Origin of the sequence: Bacteroides sp. 1_1_14, assembly GCF_000162515.1 — a bacterium.
Lineage (GTDB): Bacteria > Bacteroidota > Bacteroidia > Bacteroidales > Bacteroidaceae > Bacteroides > Bacteroides thetaiotaomicron.
Genome location: NZ_GG774704.1, coordinates 709,341 through 729,775, shown reverse-complemented (window position 1 = coordinate 729,775; position 20,435 = coordinate 709,341). Strand labels below are relative to the sequence as shown.

Annotated in this window: 16 protein-coding genes, 1 tRNA gene and 4 pseudogenes; 13 read left to right on the top strand and 8 right to left on the bottom strand. The window is 43.5% G+C overall.

Going from position 1 to position 20,435, the window contains the following annotated elements; translation table 11 throughout:
- The first annotated feature begins 113 nt into the window (after positions 1 to 113).
- The 6 genes and pseudogenes from sppA to HMPREF9007_RS14965 all read left to right on the top strand — a co-directional run.
- The gene (gene sppA, locus HMPREF9007_RS14940) at positions 114 to 1,895 is read left to right on the top strand and encodes a signal peptide peptidase SppA (protein ID WP_008761227.1); all 1,782 of its coding nucleotides are present in this window, start codon (positions 114 to 116) and stop codon (positions 1,893 to 1,895) included.
- A gap of 10 nt (positions 1,896 to 1,905) precedes the next feature.
- Positions 1,906 to 3,048, top strand: a complete 1,143-nt coding sequence (gene lpxK, locus HMPREF9007_RS14945; RefSeq protein WP_008761226.1) for a tetraacyldisaccharide 4'-kinase — start codon at positions 1,906 to 1,908, stop codon at positions 3,046 to 3,048.
- Positions 2,987 to 3,796 carry a purine-nucleoside phosphorylase gene (locus HMPREF9007_RS14950; RefSeq protein ID WP_008761225.1) on the top strand — a complete coding sequence of 270 codons (810 nt, stop codon included), beginning with the start codon at positions 2,987 to 2,989 and terminating at the stop codon, positions 3,794 to 3,796. The genes lpxK and HMPREF9007_RS14950 overlap by 62 nt, the downstream gene beginning before the upstream one ends.
- Before the next feature lie 15 nt (positions 3,797 to 3,811).
- Positions 3,812 to 4,846 carry a thiamine-phosphate kinase gene (gene thiL, locus HMPREF9007_RS14955; protein WP_008761224.1) on the top strand — a complete coding sequence of 345 codons (1,035 nt, stop codon included), beginning with the start codon at positions 3,812 to 3,814 and terminating at the stop codon, positions 4,844 to 4,846.
- Positions 4,847 to 5,011: 165 nt separating this feature from the next.
- Positions 5,012 to 5,084 (top strand) — tRNA-Phe (locus HMPREF9007_RS14960).
- A gap of 251 nt (positions 5,085 to 5,335) precedes the next feature.
- Positions 5,336 to 6,112, top strand: a pseudogene (locus tag HMPREF9007_RS14965) (phage integrase SAM-like domain and Arm DNA-binding domain-containing protein); the annotation flags it as partial.
- Between the two features lie 195 nt (positions 6,113 to 6,307).
- On the opposite strand, the gene HMPREF9007_RS14970 reads toward HMPREF9007_RS14965, so the two are convergent.
- The 4 genes and pseudogenes from HMPREF9007_RS14970 to HMPREF9007_RS14980 form a co-directional block, all read right to left on the bottom strand.
- Positions 6,308 to 7,630 (bottom strand): sigma-54 dependent transcriptional regulator, encoded by a 1,323-nt coding sequence (locus HMPREF9007_RS14970; RefSeq protein WP_008761222.1) that lies wholly within the window; start codon positions 7,628 to 7,630, stop codon positions 6,308 to 6,310.
- A pseudogene (locus HMPREF9007_RS0124930) lies at positions 7,623 to 9,954 on the bottom strand (ATP-binding protein). Before HMPREF9007_RS0124930 ends, HMPREF9007_RS14970 begins: the two are co-directional and overlap by 8 nt.
- Positions 9,955 to 10,086: 132 nt before the next feature.
- Positions 10,087 to 10,635 (bottom strand): flavodoxin family protein, encoded by a 549-nt coding sequence (locus HMPREF9007_RS14975; RefSeq protein WP_005678299.1) that lies wholly within the window; start codon positions 10,633 to 10,635, stop codon positions 10,087 to 10,089.
- An 11-nt stretch (positions 10,636 to 10,646) separates the two neighbouring features.
- Positions 10,647 to 11,396, bottom strand: coding sequence for a DUF1349 domain-containing protein (locus HMPREF9007_RS14980; RefSeq protein ID WP_008761219.1), 750 nt, complete (start codon positions 11,394 to 11,396; stop codon positions 10,647 to 10,649).
- A gap of 86 nt (positions 11,397 to 11,482) precedes the next feature.
- On the opposite strand from HMPREF9007_RS14980, the gene HMPREF9007_RS14985 reads away from it, so the two are divergent.
- From HMPREF9007_RS14985 to HMPREF9007_RS15000, 4 genes are all read left to right on the top strand, one after another.
- Entirely contained in the window at positions 11,483 to 12,247 is a 765-nt protein-coding gene (locus tag HMPREF9007_RS14985; RefSeq protein WP_008761218.1) for a LuxR C-terminal-related transcriptional regulator, read from the top strand.
- Between the two features lie 90 nt (positions 12,248 to 12,337).
- Positions 12,338 to 12,712 carry a transferase gene (locus tag HMPREF9007_RS14990; RefSeq protein WP_008761217.1) on the top strand — a complete coding sequence of 125 codons (375 nt, stop codon included), beginning with the start codon at positions 12,338 to 12,340 and terminating at the stop codon, positions 12,710 to 12,712.
- A gap of 137 nt (positions 12,713 to 12,849) precedes the next feature.
- The gene (locus HMPREF9007_RS14995; protein WP_008761216.1) at positions 12,850 to 13,593 is read left to right on the top strand and encodes a DUF1349 domain-containing protein; all 744 of its coding nucleotides are present in this window, start codon (positions 12,850 to 12,852) and stop codon (positions 13,591 to 13,593) included.
- 70 nt (positions 13,594 to 13,663) lie between these two features.
- Entirely contained in the window at positions 13,664 to 14,860 is a 1,197-nt protein-coding gene (locus tag HMPREF9007_RS15000; protein ID WP_008761215.1) for an MFS transporter, read from the top strand.
- Between the two features lie 339 nt (positions 14,861 to 15,199).
- Here HMPREF9007_RS15000 and HMPREF9007_RS27635 read toward each other — a convergent pair.
- Positions 15,200 to 15,499 (bottom strand): annotated as a pseudogene (locus HMPREF9007_RS27635) (DNA methylase); the annotation flags it as partial.
- Between the two features lie 631 nt (positions 15,500 to 16,130).
- On the opposite strand from HMPREF9007_RS27635, the gene HMPREF9007_RS15010 reads away from it, so the two are divergent.
- Complete coding sequence (locus tag HMPREF9007_RS15010; protein ID WP_008761213.1) at positions 16,131 to 16,442, top strand: helix-turn-helix domain-containing protein; 312 nt, start codon at positions 16,131 to 16,133, stop codon at positions 16,440 to 16,442.
- A gap of 36 nt (positions 16,443 to 16,478) precedes the next feature.
- Positions 16,479 to 16,784, top strand: a complete 306-nt coding sequence (locus HMPREF9007_RS15015; protein WP_005679684.1) for a helix-turn-helix domain-containing protein — start codon at positions 16,479 to 16,481, stop codon at positions 16,782 to 16,784.
- Between the two features lie 361 nt (positions 16,785 to 17,145).
- Here HMPREF9007_RS15015 and HMPREF9007_RS15020 read toward each other — a convergent pair whose 3' ends face one another.
- From HMPREF9007_RS15020 to HMPREF9007_RS0124925, 3 genes and pseudogenes are all read right to left on the bottom strand, one after another.
- Entirely contained in the window at positions 17,146 to 17,988 is an 843-nt protein-coding gene (locus tag HMPREF9007_RS15020; RefSeq protein ID WP_008761211.1) for a hypothetical protein, read from the bottom strand.
- 269 nt (positions 17,989 to 18,257) lie between these two features.
- Positions 18,258 to 18,632, bottom strand: coding sequence for a hypothetical protein (locus HMPREF9007_RS15025; protein ID WP_008761210.1), 375 nt, complete (start codon positions 18,630 to 18,632; stop codon positions 18,258 to 18,260).
- Between the two features lie 2 nt (positions 18,633 to 18,634).
- Positions 18,635 to 18,925 (bottom strand): annotated as a pseudogene (locus HMPREF9007_RS0124925) (tyrosine-type recombinase/integrase); the annotation flags it as partial.
- Between the two features lie 279 nt (positions 18,926 to 19,204).
- On the opposite strand from HMPREF9007_RS0124925, the gene HMPREF9007_RS15030 reads away from it, so the two are divergent.
- Positions 19,205 to 20,434, top strand: a complete 1,230-nt coding sequence (locus HMPREF9007_RS15030; protein WP_004292747.1) for a site-specific integrase — start codon at positions 19,205 to 19,207, stop codon at positions 20,432 to 20,434.
- Position 20,435 lies beyond the last annotated feature (1 nt).

The following is a 20,435-nucleotide window of genomic DNA, read 5'->3' as shown; positions in this document are numbered from 1 at the left end:
ACCTGATTCATTGTGACAAAACAAAAATTCGCACGACTTATTGAATAAATATCAACTCAATTATTTATCTTTGTTAGCTTTAAAACAAGCTGACTCAAAAAAACAATAGTATAATGAAAGATTTCTTGAAATTTACGCTTGCTACTGTGACCGGTATCATCCTGTCAAGCATTGTATTATTTATTATCGGCATGGTAACATTGTTCGGCATTGTATCAACCGCAGATACAGAAACAATAGTGAAAAAGAATTCTGTGATGATGCTCGACCTGAACGGTGTATTAGTCGAACGCACTCAGGAGAGTCCGTTAGGTATCTTATCACAGTTGTTCAGCGACGACTCCAATACATACGGGCTGGACGATATTCTTTCTTCCATCAAAAAAGCAAAAGAAAATGAAAATATCAAAGGAATTTATCTGCAGGCAAGTATGCTCGGAACTTCGTATGCATCTTTGCAGGAAATCCGTAACGCATTGCTCGACTTTAAAGAAAGCGGAAAGTTCATCATAGCCTACGGAGATAGCTATACACAAGGACTTTATTATCTTTCCAGTGTAGCGGACAAGGTATTGCTCAATCCGAAAGGAATGATTGAGTGGAAAGGCATCGCTTCCGCTCCTCTGTTTTATAAAGACTTACTGCAAAAGATCGGGGTAGAAATGCAGATATTTAAAGTAGGTACTTATAAATCCGCCGTAGAACCGTTTATTTCTACAGAAATGAGTCCTGCCAATCGTGAACAGGTGACAGCTTTTATCAACTCGATCTGGGGACAGGTTACCGAAGGGGTATCTGCTTCCCGCAGCCTCCCCGTAGATTCACTGAATGCTTTAGCTGACCGTATGCTGATGTTTTATCCGGCAGAGGAAAGTGTGCAATGTGGCTTGGCGGACACATTGATTTACCGCAATGATGTTCGCAATTATCTTAAACAGTGGGTGGACTTGAAAGAAGATGACCGCCTTCCGGTGCTAGGGTTGAGTGATATGATCAATGTGAAAAAAAACATGCCGAAAGATAAAAGCGGTAACATCGTAGCGGTCTATTATGCCTCCGGAGAAATCACAGATTACAGCAGTTCTTCAACTTCTGAAGAGGGAATTGTAGGCACAAAAGTTATTCGTGACTTGCGTAAGCTAAAAGATGACGAGGATGTAAAAGCTGTCGTTCTCCGTGTTAATTCACCGGGTGGAAGTGCTTTTGCATCCGAACAAATCTGGCATGCCGTGAAAGAACTGAAAACAGAGAAACCAGTAATTGTTTCTATGGGTGATTATGCCGCATCAGGTGGTTATTATATCTCTTGTGTAGCCGATACAATCGTTGCAGAGCCGACTACATTGACGGGATCCATCGGAATTTTCGGTATGGTACCAAATGTTAAGGAATTATCAGAAAAGATCGGTTTGACCTACGATGTGGTAAAAACAAATAAATTTTCAGATTTTGGAAATATCATGCGTCCTTTCAATCAGGATGAGAAGACACTGATGCAGATGATGATTACCCAAGGTTATGATACATTCGTCAATCGCTGCGCTGAGGGGCGCCATATGAGCAAAGAGGCCATTGAGAAAATAGCTGAAGGTCGTGTATGGACAGGAGAAGCTGCTAAAGAACTTGGACTGGTAGACGTACTCGGAGGTATTGATACAGCTTTGGAGATTGCTGTCAGGAAAGCAGGAATCGAAGGATATACAGTTGTTTCTTATCCGGCAAAACAAGACCTCCTTTCTTCACTGCTCAATACGAAACCCACTAATAATTATGTGGAATCACAAATATTGAAAAGCAAGTTAGGAGAGTATTATCAACAATTCGGTATGCTGAAAAATTTAAAAGAGCGTTCCATGATTCAGGCACGCATTCCGTTTGAACTAAATATCAAGTAAACTGTACTGCATGGACGAACACTTTATCAAGATACATAAGTGGCTTTACCCTGTCTCATGGATTTACGGGGCAGTGGTAACAGTAAGAAACAAACTCTTTGACTGGGGATTCCTCCGGTCAAAGAGTTTTGGTGTTCCTGTCATCTGCATCGGCAACCTGTCTGTAGGCGGCACGGGAAAGACGCCGCACACCGAATATCTGATAAAGCTGCTTCGTGATAACTATCATGTGGCAGTATTAAGCCGGGGATATAAAAGGCATAGCCGAGGATATGTGCTTGCCACTCCCCAAAGTACTGCACGCAGCATCGGTGACGAGCCTTACCAGATGCATACCAAGTTCCCGTCTGTCACACTAGCTGTCGATGAGAACCGCTGCCATGGCATAGAACAATTACTATCCATCAAAGAACCGTCCATTGAAGTTGTATTGCTGGATGATGCTTTCCAGCACCGTTACGTCAAGCCGGGACTAAGCATCCTGCTGACGGATTATCACCGCCTCTTCTGCGACGATACTTTACTTCCGGCAGGTCGTCTGCGCGAGTCTGTCAACGGTAAAAACCGGGCACAAATCGTCATTGTCACAAAGTGTCCGCAGGATATTAAGCCGATTGACTATAATATTATCACAAAACGACTGAACCTTTATCCTTATCAACAGTTATACTTCTCATCGTTTCGTTATGGAAATCTGCAACCGGTATTTCCATCAGCAAATTCAGAGATTGATTCTACAGTGAATGAGTTACCGCTGAGTGCTTTAACGAATACGGATATTTTGCTGGTAACGGGCATTGCATCACCTGCACCTATTCTCGAAAAGTTGAAAATATATACCGATCAGATTGATTCGCTTTCATTCGACGACCATCATCATTTCAGTCATCGGGACATACAACAGATCAAGGAACGATTCGGAAAACTGAAAGGTGAACATAAACTGATTGTCACCACCGAGAAAGATGCAACCCGCCTGATTCATCATCCGGCATTGAGCGAGGAACTGAAACCGTTTATTTACGCCTTGCCGATTGAGATTGAGATATTACAAAATCAACAAGATAAATTTAACCAACACATTATTGGCTATGTTAGAGAAAATACAAGAAACAGCAGCTTTTCTAAAAGGGAAAATGCACACCAGTCCTGAAACAGCCATCATCCTTGGCACCGGACTTGGCAGTTTGGCAGACGAGATCACCGAGAAGTATGAAATAAAGTATTCGGATATTCCTAACTTCCCGGTGTCTACTGTCGAAGGTCATAGCGGTAAACTGATTTTCGGCAAGTTGGGCAACAAAGACATCATGGCAATGCAAGGGCGTTTTCATTATTATGAAGGTTATTCCATGAAGGAAGTGACTTTCCCTGTACGTGTAATGCGTGAGCTGGGTATCAAAACATTGTTTGTATCCAACGCCAGCGGTGGTACAAACGAAGCTTTTGAAATCGGTGACCTAATGATTATCACCGATCATATCAACTACTTCCCCGAACATCCGCTTCGTGGCAAGAATATTCCTTATGGTCCACGCTTCCCGGATATGAGCGAAGCATATGATAAGGAACTGATTCGTAAAGCTGACGAGATTGCTCAGGAAAAAGGCATTAAGGTACAACATGGAATTTATATCGGTACGCAAGGCCCTACTTTCGAGACTCCTGCTGAATATAAACTATTCCACATTCTGGGTGCCGATGCAGTCGGTATGTCTACCGTTCCCGAAGTGATCGTAGCCAACCACTGCGGAATCAAGGTATTTGGAATCTCCGTCATCACTGACTTGGGAGTAGAAGGAAAAATTGTAGAAGTATCGCATGAAGAAGTTCAGAAGGCAGCGGACGCAGCCCAACCTAAAATGACCACTATCATGCGTGAACTTATCAACCGTGCTTAATACTAAACTCTATTTATGCGAACTGAAATAGCAACTCTCGGCGAGTTCGGTCTGATCGACCGCCTCACCGAGGGAATTAAACCAGAAAACGAATCAACCAAATACGGAGTGGGTGATGATGCCGCCGTCCTCTCCTACCCTTCGGAGAAACAACTATTAGTAACAACCGACTTATTAATGGAAGGTGTTCATTTCGACCTGACTTATGTCCCTCTGAAACATCTGGGATATAAATCGGCCGTAGTCAATTTCTCCGATATCTATGCAATGAACGGTACGCCCCGGCAGATCACCGTATCGCTCGCTCTTTCCAAACGCTTCAGCGTAGAGGACATGGAAGAGCTTTATTCAGGCATTCGTCTGGCATGCCAACAGTATCATGTTGACATTATCGGAGGCGATACATCCTCTTCTCTTACGGGACTTGCCATCAGCATCACCTGTATCGGAGATGCCGATAAAGACAAAGTGGTCTACCGCAACGGAGCCAAAGACACTGACTTAATCTGTGTCAGCGGTGACTTGGGCGCCGCCTATATGGGTCTGCAACTCCTGGAACGTGAGAAAACAGTACTGAAGGGTGAAAAAGATATCCAACCGGACTTCACCGGCAAAGAATACTTACTGGAACGCCAGTTGAAACCGGAAGCCCGTAAAGATATCATCGAAAAACTGGCGGCTGCCAATATTGTCCCCACATCCATGATGGACATCTCCGATGGTCTGTCGTCCGAATTAATGCATATCTGCAAACAAAGTAATACGGGATGCCGTGTCTATGAGGAACATATTCCTATTGACTATCAGACGGCTGTCATGGCAGAAGAATTCAACATGAACCTGACCACTTGTGCCATGAATGGCGGTGAAGATTATGAATTGCTTTTCACTGTCCCCATCGCCGATCATGAGAAAGTATCACAGATGGAGGGAATCCGCCTCATCGGGCATATCACCAAACCCGAACTCGGTTGCGCATTGATTACCCGTGACGGACAAGAATTTGAATTGAAGGCTCAGGGATGGAATCCGCTAAAAGAAGATAAATAGATTTTCTCAGTTATATACTGAAAAATATTTCATTCCATACAACACTGATAATAAGCAAAGTAGCTTTTTATCAGTGTTTTTTATTTATAGAAGCCTTGCAGAATCCAAAACTTTAACTACCTTTGCAACCGCAAAAGAGAAATAACTGAGTTGAATTAGCCTTACGGTGCCATAGCTCAGTTGGTAGAGCAAAGGACTGAAAATCCTTGTGTCCCCGGTTCGATTCCTGGTGGCACCACTTTAAGAGAAAACAAAACGATGTAAATCCCTGAATTTCAAAGAAGTTCAGGGATTTTTCTTTTCCAAGAATAGGCAAAATTAGTGGGACTAAAGCAAACTGTACGTCCTTATTCGGGGGACGGTTTTAGAAAGCCCCGAATGTTCCACTACTCAATAGTTACTTCGTTCTTTTACAGCACGTTGCGCTATTTTACATAACAGAGTCCTCGGTTCGATTTCCTAACTTTGTATCATTAAAAATTGAGCAGTATGGAAAGAAAAAGATTCAGCGTTTTGTTCTTCATCAAGCGTAGCAAACTGTTAAAAAACGGGGAAGCTCCCGTGCGTGTACGCGTCACTTATGACCGTTTATATGTGGAACTTCAACTAAAACGAAGTGTAAAAGTCCCACTTTGGTCGCAGGACAAAGAGAAATCAATAGGCAAAGACCGCAATTCCGTAGAACTAAACCATTACATTGATGCCTTGCGTGTGAAATTCTATCAAATCTATCAAGATCTAGAACTGGAGGGAAAGATTATTTCTGCCCGTGCCATCGTAAACCGCTATCAGGGAAAGGACGAAACTTTCAAGACATTATATAATGTATTCAAGGAACATAACGACAACTGCCGGAAACTAATCGGAACGGATTATGCCGACATTACCGTAAGACGTTACGATAATTGTCTGAAATATCTCATGGAACTGGTAAAACGGGATTATAAGGTAGATGATATGCTGTTGCGTGAGGTGAACGGGGAACTTGTCCGCAAATTCGACCTGTACCTAAAGGCAGAAAAGCATTGTGCACAGAATACCGTTATCCGGTACATGAAATGCTTTAAGAAAGTGATAAACCTTGCCATTGCCAACGAGTGGCTGACGAAGAACCCGTTTGCCGGAATCAAGTTTCACGAGGTGGAGGTAAACAAGCAGTTCCTAAGCCAAGCCGAAATAAACCGGATATGGCAGAAAGAGTTCAAGATTGAACGGCTGGAACTGGTGCGGGATGTTTTCATCTTCTGCGTATATACATTTGTTGCACTAACTAATGTATGCTTGATTATCAATAAATTGCAAACCAATAATAAAGGTATAGGTAATGGTTTAGAAACCACCTATCTTCATCATTTTGCATGATTCCCAATCATTTCAAATAACTCAATGCGAAGATAATATTATTTTAAGAATTAACCAAATTCTGATAATCAAAATCATACAAATCCGGTGAATTGCCGGCTATGGTTGCTGAAATTTATATTTCAATCCATATTCTTCCAGTTTGCTGTACAGTGTTGTACGTCCTATTCCGAGCAGTTCAGCGGCAACCTTGCGGTTCCCGTTTGCCTGCTTTAACGCACGTAAAATCCGTTCCTTATCCTCTGTGTCATTGCGCAGGGCGAAGCTGACAGGTGAGTTAGGTTTTGTTACGGCAAGTTCCAGATGTTCTTTCGTGACAAGTCCTGTCTGTGCCTGCAACACCGCACCCATGATTTTCTGCCGAAGCTCACGGACATTTCCCGGCCAAGCATGGGTCAGCAATGTCTTCCGGGCTTCCCCGTCAAAACCGATAATATTACATTCCAGTTCATTGTTCGCAATCTCACGAAAAAACTCCGCCAGCGGCATGATGTCCTCCTGACAGTCACGCAATGGCGGAACGGTTATCTCAAAATCATGCAGACGGTACAGCAAGTCCTGACGAAAACGCTTCTCATTGACCGCCTTTTCCAGATTCTCGTTGGTAGCGGCAATGATACGGATATTGAAACTCTTATCCGCTCTGTCTCCTATCGGGCGGTATCGCCGTTCTTGTATGGCACGCAGAAGCATCTGTTGGGTTTCCGGTGCGAGATTACCCACTTCGTCCAAAAACAGCGTACCGCCTTCCGCCTCATGGAAATAACCTTTCTTGGCACTGTCCGCACCAGTGAACGCCCCTTTGACGTGTCCGAAGAATGCCGACGGCGCAAGCTCTTTGGTGAGTGAACCGCAGTCCACAGCCACGAATGGCTTGCCGGAACGTTTGCTTTTATCATGCAGATGGTGGGCGATATGCTCCTTGCCCGTGCCGTTCTCTCCGAATATCAGTACGCTCATGTCGGTAGGGGCTACCAGCCTTATCCGGTGCATGATTTTCTGAAAGGCGGAACCGTCACGGGCAAACACGGGCATACGGCTTCGCCCGATATTCCGTTCTTTCAGTATGGTACGGAGCAGAGGCACGAGTTTGTCCTCCACGAGTTGTTTGGGTATGTAGTCCAGCGAACCGAGTTTCATGCTTTCAACTGCCGTATGCACTTCGGCATAGTCGGTCATGATGATGAACGGCTGCGTCATACCCTCCTTGCGCATCCAACGCAACAGGTCGATGCCGTCACCATCGGGTAAGCGCAGGTCGGAAACCACTATGTCCCCGTCAGCGGCTTGTTGCAGAAGTTTCCTTGCTGTCGAGAGGTGGAAAGCCTGCACGGTACGGAATCCCTCACGTACCAGCAGGTTGCAGACAAACTCGCAATACACGATATTATCTTCCACCACGATGATTTTTGTCTTATCCATTGTTGTATTTCTTCCTTTCTTCTTTTGCCAGCCGGATTATCTCCGAACCCTTATCCAGCACGGCTCTTACGGCATTGCCTATTGCTTTGTCGTCAGGTGTGCCATTGTGATGAGTCAGTTTATAAAGTTCCCTCAACGGTCTGTCGGCACGGAGTATCTCCCAAGAGCTGCGCAGGTGGTGTGTTAGGGCGTCCAGTTCCGGAAGGTCTTTCCGTTGTTCCGCATACCTGAGCGACTGCATTTCCTTTTCGGTTTCCGTTATCAATTTCTCCAGCATGACGGCTTCATTGCCGTATGACAGCAGAGAGGTGAAATCCGGCTTTTCATTCTGTTTGCCTTTTATGGCGCACTTGTCAGAAATCTCCATCAGTTCCGATATGGAGAACGGTTTGAGCAGGCATCCGGCAAATCCACGTTCTATAAGTTCCTCCTTGCTGCAACTGCTCGAAGCGGTTGTCACGACCACCGGAATGGTCCTTGAATTTCCCACGTTGGAAGCACGCAACAATTCCAATAACTCAAAGCCGTTTATATCCGGCATGTTCAGATCCGTAAGCAACAGACTGTATTCCTTTTTTCCTTACCATTTCCATAAGTTCTGCCGCATCGTTGCAAGTGTCGCAGTGTATCCCTTCCTGTGCATACATTTCTTTCAGCATCAGAAGCAAAACTTCGTCATTATCGATAGCAATTACTTCATGGAATGTTCTGTTATGGTGAACTTGTGTTTTATTTATCTGTTCCGGCAGTTCCTCGGCTGTCTGCATGGGGATTTCCACCGTGAAACGGCTACCTTTGCCCTTATCGCTCTCCAGCCGGATTATGCCGCCGAGCATTGTCACAATACGCTGAACAATGGAAAGACCTAATCCGAAGCCGTCCTTTGCGGCAGCGTTGGACAAACGTTCAAACGCACCGAACACACGTTGCTGTTCCTCTTCGGTCATGCCCGTACCCGTATCTTTGACGATAAGTTTCAACATACCGTTATCATATCCCATTGTCAGAGAAACGCTACCATTCTCCGTGAATTTGATGGCGTTTGACAATAGATTATTTCCGATTTGCAGGATGCGTTCCTTATCTGTACATACAAAGGCATCCTTGTGGCAATGTATTGTCAGAGTCAGTCCTTTATTTATGGCGATTGGCATAAACTCCGTTTCGAGCGTATGTGTAATTGCGGAAATCCTACATGCGGAGAAATTAGGCTGTTCCTTGCCGTTGTCCAGCCGGAAAAAATTCAGCAGGGTGTTCAGCATTTCACGCATGCGGTCAGAAGATTCCTGAATGTTTCGGATATACGTCCCGGTTTTATCCGTATTGCAGTCTTTCCGCATCAGTCCGGCATAACCCGTTATTGCCGTCAGTGGAGAACGTAATTCATGGGTGATGGTATGAACGGCTTTTTTACGAGAGGCAATCAGTGCCTCGTTTTGTTTGATAGACTGTATCTGCTGTTCTATTAAATCCGCAGTTTCTCGTTTGTACCGTTTGATACGGGTGATATTTCGGTGGATGATTATGTAAGAGATTACCAATAACAACACAACGAATCCTGTCAAGCCACCTATCTGAATAAAAGAACTTTCACGCATGGCGGCTATTTCCGCTTCCCGTTTCTGTAAGTCTGCTTGAACCTTCTTGTCTATTTGAACTACCAGTCCTTGCAGTTGTCTGTTGAGTTCCGCATTTCGTGCAGCAAGACTGTCGGCGTGTTCCGACAAACGGCGGCTTTGTGCCTGTTGTTCAGCTATCATATTCCGATTAAGGGAACGCAGCATCGTAGTAGTCGCAGTTGGTTTCGCTTCTTCCTTTTTGCCAAAGATGCCTAAGAAACCCTTGCGCTTGGATTTCTTGGGCTGTTCCTGCACACTCTTCTGCACGATTACAGGTACTTGACTGGTTATCTTATCGTTGATGGCTTGTTGCTGTTCAAGTATCTGCACGATTTGGCACATCTGCCGTTCCTTGTCTTCGAGAAAATGGCGTACACTGTCTATGCGTTCTACCGGATAGATAGCTTTGAACCGACAAAGCATACTGTCCATTGTCATACGCCGAGCATGGTAAAGTCCTAAATCTTCATCATCCCATTCCAATATCGTTTCACCTAATAAAGAAAACTCTATCAAATGAATATGAATATTGTTTACCTCTTTTCGAAATTCATCGATTTCTCGGTTTTTGGCTTCCAGTCCCTCCATGTCTCGCCATTCGCCAAGCCATGTGTACATGATGCCGCCTACCAGCAAAGCTATTAGTAGATAGCCTATGGAAGTCAGCATACGGAAGTGTCTTGTTTCAGCGTTATGTCGATTCATGCGTTATTGCCATTGATTATTGATAATACAGCCCGTAGGTCTTTATAGGCTTACGGGCTGTATGGTCTTTGAAGCTCAGTCTAATAAAGATGCTATATCAAATTGGATTATAGAACATCCTCAATAGACAATTCAAAATTTCTTTCCGATATCATATATCTTTTGTAGATGTTCGGTATTTGAAATAGCCCCCTTCTCATTGACACTATTTACAAGATAATGGCCTCTGTTTTTCCATCCCCTATCTTGCGCAATGAGTTCAAAGGAACGCACTATACCGTCAAATACATGTGGGTCTTCCAACTCTCCACACGAAAGAAGCATACATTCCTTAATAGGCACATCTTTTTTACCTATGATGAAAGAATAAAACTTGTCTATGGCAGCTTTTATCTGGGTAGGAAACGAGTACCAATAAAGAGGGGTACAGAATATGATGACATCACTTTCTGCCATCAAAGATGCCAGTTCATTGAAATCATCATTAAAAATACAGGCTTTATTCTCCTTGCTAAAACAATTATCGCAAGCTCTGCATCCTTGAATATGTTTATGCGCAGTATTAAACTGCACAACACTGTTGCCCGCTTCGGATGCTCCTTTCGCAAAAGCGTCCGCCATAAGGTCGCTGTTACCTCCCCGTCGTGGGCTGCCGGTTAAAATCAAAATTCGTTTGCTCATATCCTTTACATTTATTCACCCATACGGAAATCTCCTACGTTGTCATGACTAAGAGTTATATCTTCGATGATGCTTGTGCATCCACCATGTTGCGGACACTGGCTGCTGATGCCGAGATATATTTGATCGGGATATTCATTACGATACAGACGCACCATATACCACTCTTTTTTGTCTAATGAATAGTAGCTGGCGATAGTGCGAGTATCAGAAGATATTTTCATATAGACTGATTTTGCGTCTATCTTATCATGGTTATTGTCATCCGATGTACCTTGTGTTCGTACCGTTACGATGCGGTGGTTGCCATATTCGTCCTGCTCAAAGGCAAGTTTCTGCCAAAGTGTATCGTTGACATACACAAAAAGATCGGCGGCATTGTAAAGTCCATCAGAGGTAAACTCAGGGGTTACTTTAGCTGTCAGCGTGAATGGCTTTGTATTATCGGTCGGAATCAGTAACACAGGCAGTGTATTGTTGGACAGCTTACCCTCGTTAGGATCACAGAAGAAGTCAAGTCCTCCGGGACAGTTGAATTCCAATCCTCCGTCTGCAAGTATGGTTACACATGTATCTGCGCCATTGATGGATTTGGTAAAAGTGACATCTCCCACTTTTATCTCACAGTCTGTGATTTGGCTTGTTTCAGCCACTTTACCGGTCAAATCCGGTTCACTTATTTTGGACTCTTTGTGCTGCTGACATGCAGCTAAAGAGAGGCATCCAACAAGAAATGCTCCATATAAAACGGTTCTTTTCATCTTTGAATCATTTATTATTCGTAATTTTGTGGCAAAATTAGGACTATTGGCGCAATCCCGCAATGGTGAAAATTAACCAATTCACTATGGAACAGGAACATCAACTAAAATCACTTCTGACTGAGCAGCAGTTTGAAGATGCTGAAAATAAGGAATTTATGCTTGCTCAAGCAAGAGCGTGCGCAAATGGTTATGCTCTTGCAACAGAAGGTATAGCAGTTGTGTCAGATTTTCAAAACAACGAATGTCATATATATTCTGGCAGATTCGGTCAAACTATAATGGACTTCCCGGAATATATGGTTGACCATACATCTGCCTTTGAAAATACCGTTTTCAGCCACGCGAATGAAGAAGAGCTTATTCAACGTCATATACTCGAACTTCGTTTCTTCAACTTTATAAAAGAACTTCCCATAAATGAAAAGACAAATTTCTCGGCTTCGTGTATCATCAGTTTCTATCGGACAGGGAGTGATGAGACAATAAAAATATTACATACAACGAGATATTTTAGTTGTAGCAACGGTGGAAGTGTCATTCTCGGTCTATGCACTTATTCTCCATACTTTGGTTCTCATAACAAACAAGACGGTATTATTGTAAATCTCGTGACAGGAGAAACCGTTAGACGAAACGTGTACGAAGCATGCGACCGAAAAATCCTTAGTCGGCGACAACTTGAAATACTATCACTAATAGCGAAAGGGGTGCCCAGTAAACAGATTGCAGACAACCTAAATATTTCCGTTTATACCGTTAATCGCCATCGTCAGGATATTTTAGCTTCATTAAAAGTCGCTAATACTGCGGCTGCTGTAGAAATCGCATTAAGAATGAATCTTATTTAATGAGCCCTCTTGCTTTATGATTGGTTAAAAATCAGTGTTGTACCAGTTATTATTGGTTCGTAATTTTGCGGGCATATAAAAGCGAAAAAGATGAATCAATTTGCTGGTAAATTAGAATTGGAAGCAGGCATAACAGTTCTGCAAAATGAATGTGAACGTATTTCTAGTTCTGTGCCCATTCATTTTGGTAAAGGCGTTTCTCTTACACACGGAGCTTCTATTTATTGCACAGGAGTAGGTGATGACATCTATATCGGAGATAATAATATCATAGGAGGAGAACTTATTTTGTTTCCGGGAGCAAGAATAGGCAATCGTTGTGTTTTTGGTACAGGAACTATAATTGTCGCGGGTAGCTTTAGTGTTGGTAATGGTTGTGTCATGTCACATGGATGTACCATAACCCAAGATGTTCCTGATAATTCGTTGGTAGTAGGCCGTAGAGGATTGATATTCAACAAATAATAGTTAATTCCTATTGCTATTGATGCGAAAATTGGTTAGAAATCAGTATTGTGCACATCTTTTGTTCTATCTAACTTTGCAACCGCAAATAAATCACAAGGAAATTGCAATTTAATAATAATCAAATCAATATCATAATGAAAAAATTAGTATTTATCGCAGCCATTGCAAGTCTTGTAATGGCTGGATGCACCCAGAAAGAACCAGAGAAAAAAGCGGGAAATTCTGACAAGAAAGCTACAACAGAAAACGTTGAACTCGCCACATGCGACATCAATGTAGGAGGAATTCGTTTTACAAAGTCGAAAAACGGCGGAGAGAATGGCATCACACTTCTTGGCGACACGCTCAAATTTGTGGCCGGTCCTCAAACTGATTATTTCCGTTCCCCGGATGGAAGCGTAGTCAATAACTCTGCGGTCATCTTCACAGAGGTTGACAACACCAAACCTTTCACTTTCACGGCTAAAGTGCAGCCTGAATTCACTGAAACCGGAACTTATTCGGCAGGGGTGATATATGCTTATGAAAACGACACACATTGTCAAAAACTATGTTTCGAGCAGGATGAGTATGGCGATCACCGAGTGGTGTCAGTTCGCACATTAGGCACCTCTGATGACAATAACCATCAGGCAATCACGGCTCCATACGTTTATATGAGATTATCCTCCGATGGCACAACCCTTGGTAGCTATTTCTCAGAAGATGGTAAAATATGGCGTATGGCCCGACTCTATAAGAATGACTTTCCTGAAAAATTGCTTATAGGCATCAGTTCACAGAGTCCTAAGGATAATGAACACACCTGCCTATTCACCGAAGTATCTCTGACAGATAAACCTGTCGCTGACTTTAGAAAGGGTAATATAGCAGAATAATAAAACAATCTAATCATTTTCAAAGGCGCACACATATTCAAAATGTGCGCTTTTCTTATACCTTTAAACGATGAGTAAACATCCAATTATCGCAAATCGCACCGCTTTTCTCGTCATAGGTTGTCTTGAGGCTGCATGGGCACCTCTTGTACCGTATGTTAAACGTGCATTTAGTTTGGACGAAGCTTCCTTAGGACTTCTGATGCTTTGTACCGGGTTGGGTTCAATAATAGCACTTCCTTTATCAAGTTGGCTATGTGTGAGATTTAGCGCAAAACGAGTAGTTTATTTCTCCGGATTTTTAATGGCTTTTTCTCTATTGACGATAAGCCTATTGGCTAACTTCACCCTGACGGCTATAATGTTATTGGTATTCGGCGGTTGTACTATCACCATCGATGTTGCTGCTAATGTGAATGGTGTTGCAGTTGAAGGTCAGACAGGAAAACATCTGATGTCAGGATTTCATGGGGGTTATTCACTTGGTACGCTCATCGGTGCCGGTGTGATGAGTTCTCTTTTCGCATTCGGAATAATCCCTATGTGGTCGGTCGTAATATTTATGATATTGGTATTGGCTGCGATGATGGCCGGATGCCGTGACCTTCTATCCTCAAAGGTACTTAAAAGCAACGACCATCCGAAACAGGATGTGAATAAGAAATTTTATATTCCACCTATGGTGATAGTGGTCGGTTTGTTATGTTTTATCATGTATGCGTCGGAAGGTGCTGTAATGGGGTGGTCAGCAATTTTTGTTAGTCAAGAGCGTGGCATTGACATGTCCGTGGCCGGATTTTTCTATACCGCTTTTGCCATAGCAATGACTATTATGAGACTTTGCGGCGACAAGATCGTCGATCGATTTGGACGAAGGACTGTGATTAGCGGAGGGGCATTATTTATTTCCGCTGGTTTCCTGATTGTGGTATCAATTGATAGTGCGATCGCTTCTGTAGCTGGTTTTGCTATGGTCGGTTGTGGTGCGGCCAATGTAGTTCCTCAATTAGTATCTTTTGCGGCCCACATAAAAGGGATGGCAGTACACAACATCATTAGTTTTATTAATGCTCTTGGATATTCCGGCATACTTCTTGGTCCGGTTATAATCGGATTCATAGGAAAACGCTACGGTTTGCATGTGTCATTTATAGGTATTGCCGTGTTTGCTTTGATTGTTGCTATAATTTCATCTATAATATTAAGAAGCAAACAGATTACACTGCAAGTAGATTTGCAAAACGAAAGAGAAACTTGTTCGCTGTAATTCTGCAAAATAAGAAATCAGTGTGCAACGTATAAAAAAATTGCATTGCTTTTTTGTGTAACTACTCAGGTATCTAAATGTGCCCAAATGCTTGATTATCAACAGTAGCAAACTTGTTGATTTACTATATTTCGATGAAAATCGGGCATTACACAAGATTGACCTCGTGCAATAGAGTTGATACTCAACGACTTTGCATAGCTGAGTAGTGACTTTTTTTGTTCTATTTTGTTAAATTTGTCTGTACCAACTTCTATCAGCCAATATCCAAAAGCGATAAGGATTATTTGTTATTGTGGGCAGTAACGAAAACAATGACGTTACTGCCCACAATAAAAGTTATATTTTTATCCCTTTCGGACGGTTATCATCCTTGATCTGAAAACCCGGTCGTCCGATGATGACATGGTCGGCAATGAAATTGCCTGACGGACTACGCTCATTCACCGGACTGCGAATCTGCGGAACATCTTCGGTGTGTTGTGGTGGCACGTTCCGTACATCTCCCGCATCCGGCTTGACCTCCTGTCCATCCTTTTCTTTTTCGGCAATTTCGGGCGTAGGCGGCGCAAGCTCCAACTGTATCTTGCGGTCGAGTGCGGCAAGTTCGGACTTCAACTGTTTCAACTCATCTTCCTTGTGACACAGACACCGTAGGTTTACAAGGCTTCCCGACTTTGGAGGGCAAGCCCAGCCCCCTGCAGGGGCAAGTGCTTTTCGTGGCTGCTCAAAACGTTTTGAGCGGCTGAAAAGACATCTTGCTGTGTTCATGTGAACACTAAAATCCGTCTGTGACGGATTGGGCAGATATCATTCAAATTCAGGGCGGAACCACCTGATTTAATCGAACAATGATTTAAAAGATGAAAGACCTGAATACATGAAAACCGAGAAATTCAAATACTTGCCAAAAGGATTTATCGAATAGCTGCCAAACCGGATATTGAAGAAAATAAACCAATGCTTGTCCGACAATTTGGTGATACATTGATTCAATGATTTCATGACGTAATGTTGTCACTCTCCAAACAACCAAAACTTTGTTTCACCACACAACTATATAGAGAACTATTAAATAATCGGATTATGAAATAGCCAGCCTTTCCGTTGGATTAGCATTCATGCGAAAAGAGCCGTTTCTGTATGATGTCCACGGACAATGGCTGCCGTATCAGCGCAATACGCTGCCACTTTCAGAGAAGCCATTGTCGGATAACGTATCATATGTTCCTTTGCGGTAAAAGGAACAATAACATCAAAAGAAAAGTATATGGAAATCGTATCAATCGAAAGAAAGACTTTTGAGGCGATGGTCACCACGTTCGACCGTTTCGTCAGCCGCATGGATGCAATCTGCCGGCGGCATGGAGAAAAGACAATGAGCGAGTGGATGGACAATCAGGACGTGTGCCGGATGCTCAACATCAGTCCCCGCACGTTACAGACCCTGCGGGATAACGGCACGCTGGCTTACTCGCAGATAAACCACAAGACATATTACCGTCCAGAAGATGTGCAGCGTATAGTCTCCGTTGTGGAGGACAGGCGAAAAGAAGCGAAATTCAAAGGCAGGACTATTTAATCATTAAGTATAGTAATCACACTAAATCCAATGTTTATGAATGAACTGATTAACAAGGACAGCGAGTGGATAATCCACTTCATGGGCAGTCTTGACCGTCTGCTTGACGGCTTCGAGCATCTGACCGCCAATTACCGCCCGACATTGGGCGGTGAACGTTTCTTCACCGACAAGGAGGTGTCGGCACGGCTGAAAGTGAGCCGCCGGACACTTCAGGACTACCGTAACGAAGGGCGCATAGCCTATATCCAGTTGGGCGGTAAAATCCTCTACCGTGAATCCGACATCGAAAGGATGCTTGCTGACGGCTACCGCTCTGCCTATCGGCTGACAGGTACATGATTTTCTTGAAGGAGCGCAGTTTGCCGGATGCCCTATAATTGCGGAGCAATGGACTTCCGACAAAAGAAAAAAGGAACGGCTTACGGATGAAGCACCAATATCCTGCTTCGTCTGTAAGCCGTTCCTCTATATTCTCTGATTTTCCGTCAGTCGCTTGTTTCCGTTGCCGGATGCCTTTTTAAGCGTGTGGCAGGCAGTGGCAAGGTTTTCGGGCTGAATACGCTCAAACAGGTTTGAGGAAGATTCTGCCCGAAACGGCTCTGCCGCCCGACCTTGCCAATGCCTTCAAAGCCATACGCTACCTTTGCATCCGTGCATCGGGAACGAGTGGCTGACGGAAGAATATAATTTTAGCGACATTTTATCGAGTTGAAAAATACTCTTCTCTTTGTCGATAAATTTTATCCATTAAATATTTGAACATCCGATGATCTAACTCTCCCCCACAATTCATCATGATTTCCTCTGTATCACGCATTAACTTTGTATATTCTCGATCAGCTTGTTCTATATCCATTTTCAAAGAAGAAATTTTATCTAATTTATTAACAATTCGTTCATACTCAATAGCTGCAATTGAGCTACGCCTAGATATACCTTTTCGCCCCTCGTGTACCATCATTTCCATCATCATTTTCAGGTCATTCATTTGTGAACGCATAACATCTAAAGCAAGTACTTCTTTATTAGAATTGTCAAGATTGGGTATAATAGCAGGAGAACTTAAGGCCATTAACTTTACAATAGAATTTATATTTCCAGAATCTCCTTCTGCCGCTTTAGTTGCTTCAATGGCTTCTTGTAGACTTTTTTGGCTTTCCAGAACTTCATGATATTTCATCTCTTTTGAATATTCAAGATATCTCAAAGGAGCAATATCAAATATTTTAGGAGTGCCTTTCTCTTGTATTAATACAACAGGCTTATCAAATGCCTGTCGTATTCCCAATTCAAACAATACATTAGGATTACGTGTACTTAAATCACAAACAGCTATCGGAGCATCTATAAGCTTTTTCAGTATATCTAAATGGATAAAGTTTGTTTCCTTTACTTCATCTGCCCTTATTGCGGTAAACTCTGTTTTATCTATTGCTGGTTTTATAATATCGTCATAGACATGAGCAAAATGTCCTTTTTCATACCCATCACAATCAGCAATAGGCATGATTACAAAACAATTTTTATTTTCTCCTTTTGACATATCGTATTGAATTAGAATGCAAATATAGAAAATTCCTTTGAGAATGTATTATAAAACAAGTCTTTATATAACTCTATAGCTACAAGAACTAAAAATAAAGATTTAGCAAGCCATATCATAAAGTTTTGTTATCATGGCATTTTATTTTCTTTTCAGTTGCTTGTTTCTGTTGCTAAATGCTTTTCAAACGTATGGCTTGCCGCTGCCGTCAAAGCCATGCGCTACCTTTACATCCGTGCATCGGAAACGAGTGGCTGACGGAATAAACCTTAATTATAACATCGGTTGTTACTATTATCATAAGAAACAAACAATGTAATCGGTGTTTCTTTCATGGTTAAATTCATTTTACTGATTATAAACCGCCTGAACAAGATACTCTCTTTACTGCATATCCTGAATGCAACTGCTATAACCATTTCAATATCATAAATGTCATAACTGATACCGTCCGGTTGGCTGATATACTTCATCGTGTCAAGTTCGTTCAGTTCCTTGTTCTTGTAGATGGTATGAATCGCCTTGCGGACATCACATGAGAATACTCCGAACAAGTCGGCAATCTCAAATTTGGTCATCCATATGGGTACGGTCGGCATAGTGACCGTACCCGTTTCACTGATTGTTATTATTCCTCTATTCATTGTCACTTGATTTTAGTTTCATCATTTGATGCACACTCCTTTTTCCAACCGCTGTAATTTCCGCATTTGAACACTCTCGACGGCATACCGTCATCAGGCAACGCATATTTGCCCTTGGTATTTTCAGACAGGGTTTCCAAATCCCTGCTCACTTTGTGGTTGGTTATCTCGGCATATATCTGAGTGGTGCGTATGGAATAATGCCCCATCATCTTACTGATGGTCTCTATCGGAACACCGTTGCTCAGGCAAATAAGGGTCGCGAAACTGTGCCTCGCCTGATGGGAACTCATTAGCATAGCAACATCAAATAGAACAGCGCGTTAGAAACATAATCTGTTAGAAATGAGCTACATTTCATTATCTGGCACACCTTTCTGAAACGGATTCAGACGGAATGCCGAATCGGTTCCGTTTCTTAACCGTTAACAGGTTGTTTCGGAAACCTGCCGTGTTAACCGGATGATTGAAAAAAGTTCTCCGACGGGTTGTTTTTCTATGATACTCAGTATTTTGCGTAGCGATGAACGCTTACATTCATAATAACTTTGCACTCAAAAAAATGTAGGCGTATGAAAATTGAGAAATTCAAGGTCTTGCTGTTTTTGAAGAAGACCGAACCCGACAAGTCGGGCAAAGCTCCCATCATGGGACGCATCACATTGAACCGGACGGTGGCGCAGTTCAGCACCAAGCTCTCGTGCACGCCCAAGCTGTGGAACGTGCGTGAAAACCGTCTGGAAGGAAAGAGCCGCGAGGCGGTGGAGACCAATGCGAAAATCGAGAAACTGCTGCTGGCCATCCATGCGGCATTCAATGAATTGCAGGAACGGAAACGCGATTTCGGCGCTGCGGACGTGAGGAACCTTTTCCAGGGAAGCATGGAAACCCAGATGACCCTGCTCCGGCTGTTCGACCGGCACATCGAGGAAACGAGGGAGCGCATCGGCATCGATGTGTGCGCGTCCTCCATGAGCACCTACCATTATGCGCGGAAAACGCTCGGCGAGTTTGTCAGGAAAAAATACAAGGTGAAGGACATCGCCTTCGGTGCGTTGAACGAACAGTTCATTCGGGAATACCAGTCCTATATCGAAGTAAAATGCGGGTATTCCAACCAGACCTCACGGCATCATCTGGCCCTGCTGAAACGGATCTGCCGGATAGCGTACAAGGAAGGGTTCTCCGAGCGGTACCATTTCCTGCATTTCAAGATACCCAAGCAGAAGGAGACCACCCCGAAGGCGTTGAGCCGCGAGGACTTCGAGAAGCTGCGTGACTTGGAAATCCCGGAAAAGCGCCGCTCCCTCGTCCTTACGAGGGACCTGTTCCTGTTTGCCTGTTATGCCGGAACCGCCTATGCGGACACCATATCCATTACCCGCGAGAACCTCTTCACCGACGATGAAGGCAGCCTGTGGTTGAAATACCGACGGAAAAAGAACGAACTGACGGCGCGCGTCAAACTGCTACCCGAGGCCATTGCCCTGATAGAGAAATACCGGGACGATTTGCGGGAGACCCTGTTCCCTAACCAGCTGTACAGTACGCTTCGGGCGAACATGAAAATCCTGCGCGTGCTGGCCGGACTGACGACCGAACTCGTCTATCATATGGGAAGGCACTCGTTTGCCTCGCTTGTCACGCTCGAAGAGGGCGTGCCCATCGAGACCATCAGCAAGATGCTGGGACATAACAATATAAAGACGACCCAGATCTATGCCCGAGTCACCCCGAAAAAGCTGTTCGAGGACATGGACCGCTTCATTGAGGCGACCAAAGACCTTGAACTGGTTTTATGAG

Excerpts from the sequence above, each read along its gene's own strand:
- HMPREF9007_RS14980 (WP_008761219.1), bottom strand. The coding sequence starts at position 11,396 with ATGAAAAGAACCGTTTTATATGGAGCATTTCTTGTTGGATGCCTCTCT.
- HMPREF9007_RS15000 (WP_008761215.1), top strand. The coding sequence starts at position 13,664 with ATGAGTAAACATCCAATTATCGCAAATCGCACCGCTTTTCTCGTCATA.
- HMPREF9007_RS14950 (WP_008761225.1), top strand. The coding sequence starts at position 2,987 with ATGTTAGAGAAAATACAAGAAACAGCAGCTTTTCTAAAAGGGAAAATG.
- HMPREF9007_RS14970 (WP_008761222.1), bottom strand. The coding sequence starts at position 7,630 with ATGGATAAGACAAAAATCATCGTGGTGGAAGATAATATCGTGTATTGC.
- HMPREF9007_RS15025 (WP_008761210.1), bottom strand. The coding sequence starts at position 18,632 with ATGAATAGAGGAATAATAACAATCAGTGAAACGGGTACGGTCACTATG.
- sppA (WP_008761227.1), top strand. The coding sequence starts at position 114 with ATGAAAGATTTCTTGAAATTTACGCTTGCTACTGTGACCGGTATCATC.
- HMPREF9007_RS14995 (WP_008761216.1), top strand. The coding sequence starts at position 12,850 with ATGAAAAAATTAGTATTTATCGCAGCCATTGCAAGTCTTGTAATGGCT.
- HMPREF9007_RS15010 (WP_008761213.1), top strand. The coding sequence starts at position 16,131 with ATGGAAATCGTATCAATCGAAAGAAAGACTTTTGAGGCGATGGTCACC.
- HMPREF9007_RS14975 (WP_005678299.1), bottom strand. The coding sequence starts at position 10,635 with ATGAGCAAACGAATTTTGATTTTAACCGGCAGCCCACGACGGGGAGGT.
- HMPREF9007_RS14985 (WP_008761218.1), top strand. The coding sequence starts at position 11,483 with ATGGAACAGGAACATCAACTAAAATCACTTCTGACTGAGCAGCAGTTT.
- HMPREF9007_RS14990 (WP_008761217.1), top strand. The coding sequence starts at position 12,338 with ATGAATCAATTTGCTGGTAAATTAGAATTGGAAGCAGGCATAACAGTT.
- lpxK (WP_008761226.1), top strand. The coding sequence starts at position 1,906 with ATGGACGAACACTTTATCAAGATACATAAGTGGCTTTACCCTGTCTCA.
- HMPREF9007_RS15020 (WP_008761211.1), bottom strand. The coding sequence starts at position 17,988 with ATGTCAAAAGGAGAAAATAAAAATTGTTTTGTAATCATGCCTATTGCT.
- HMPREF9007_RS15030 (WP_004292747.1), top strand. The coding sequence starts at position 19,205 with ATGAAAATTGAGAAATTCAAGGTCTTGCTGTTTTTGAAGAAGACCGAA.
- thiL (WP_008761224.1), top strand. The coding sequence starts at position 3,812 with ATGCGAACTGAAATAGCAACTCTCGGCGAGTTCGGTCTGATCGACCGC.
- HMPREF9007_RS15015 (WP_005679684.1), top strand. The coding sequence starts at position 16,479 with ATGAATGAACTGATTAACAAGGACAGCGAGTGGATAATCCACTTCATG.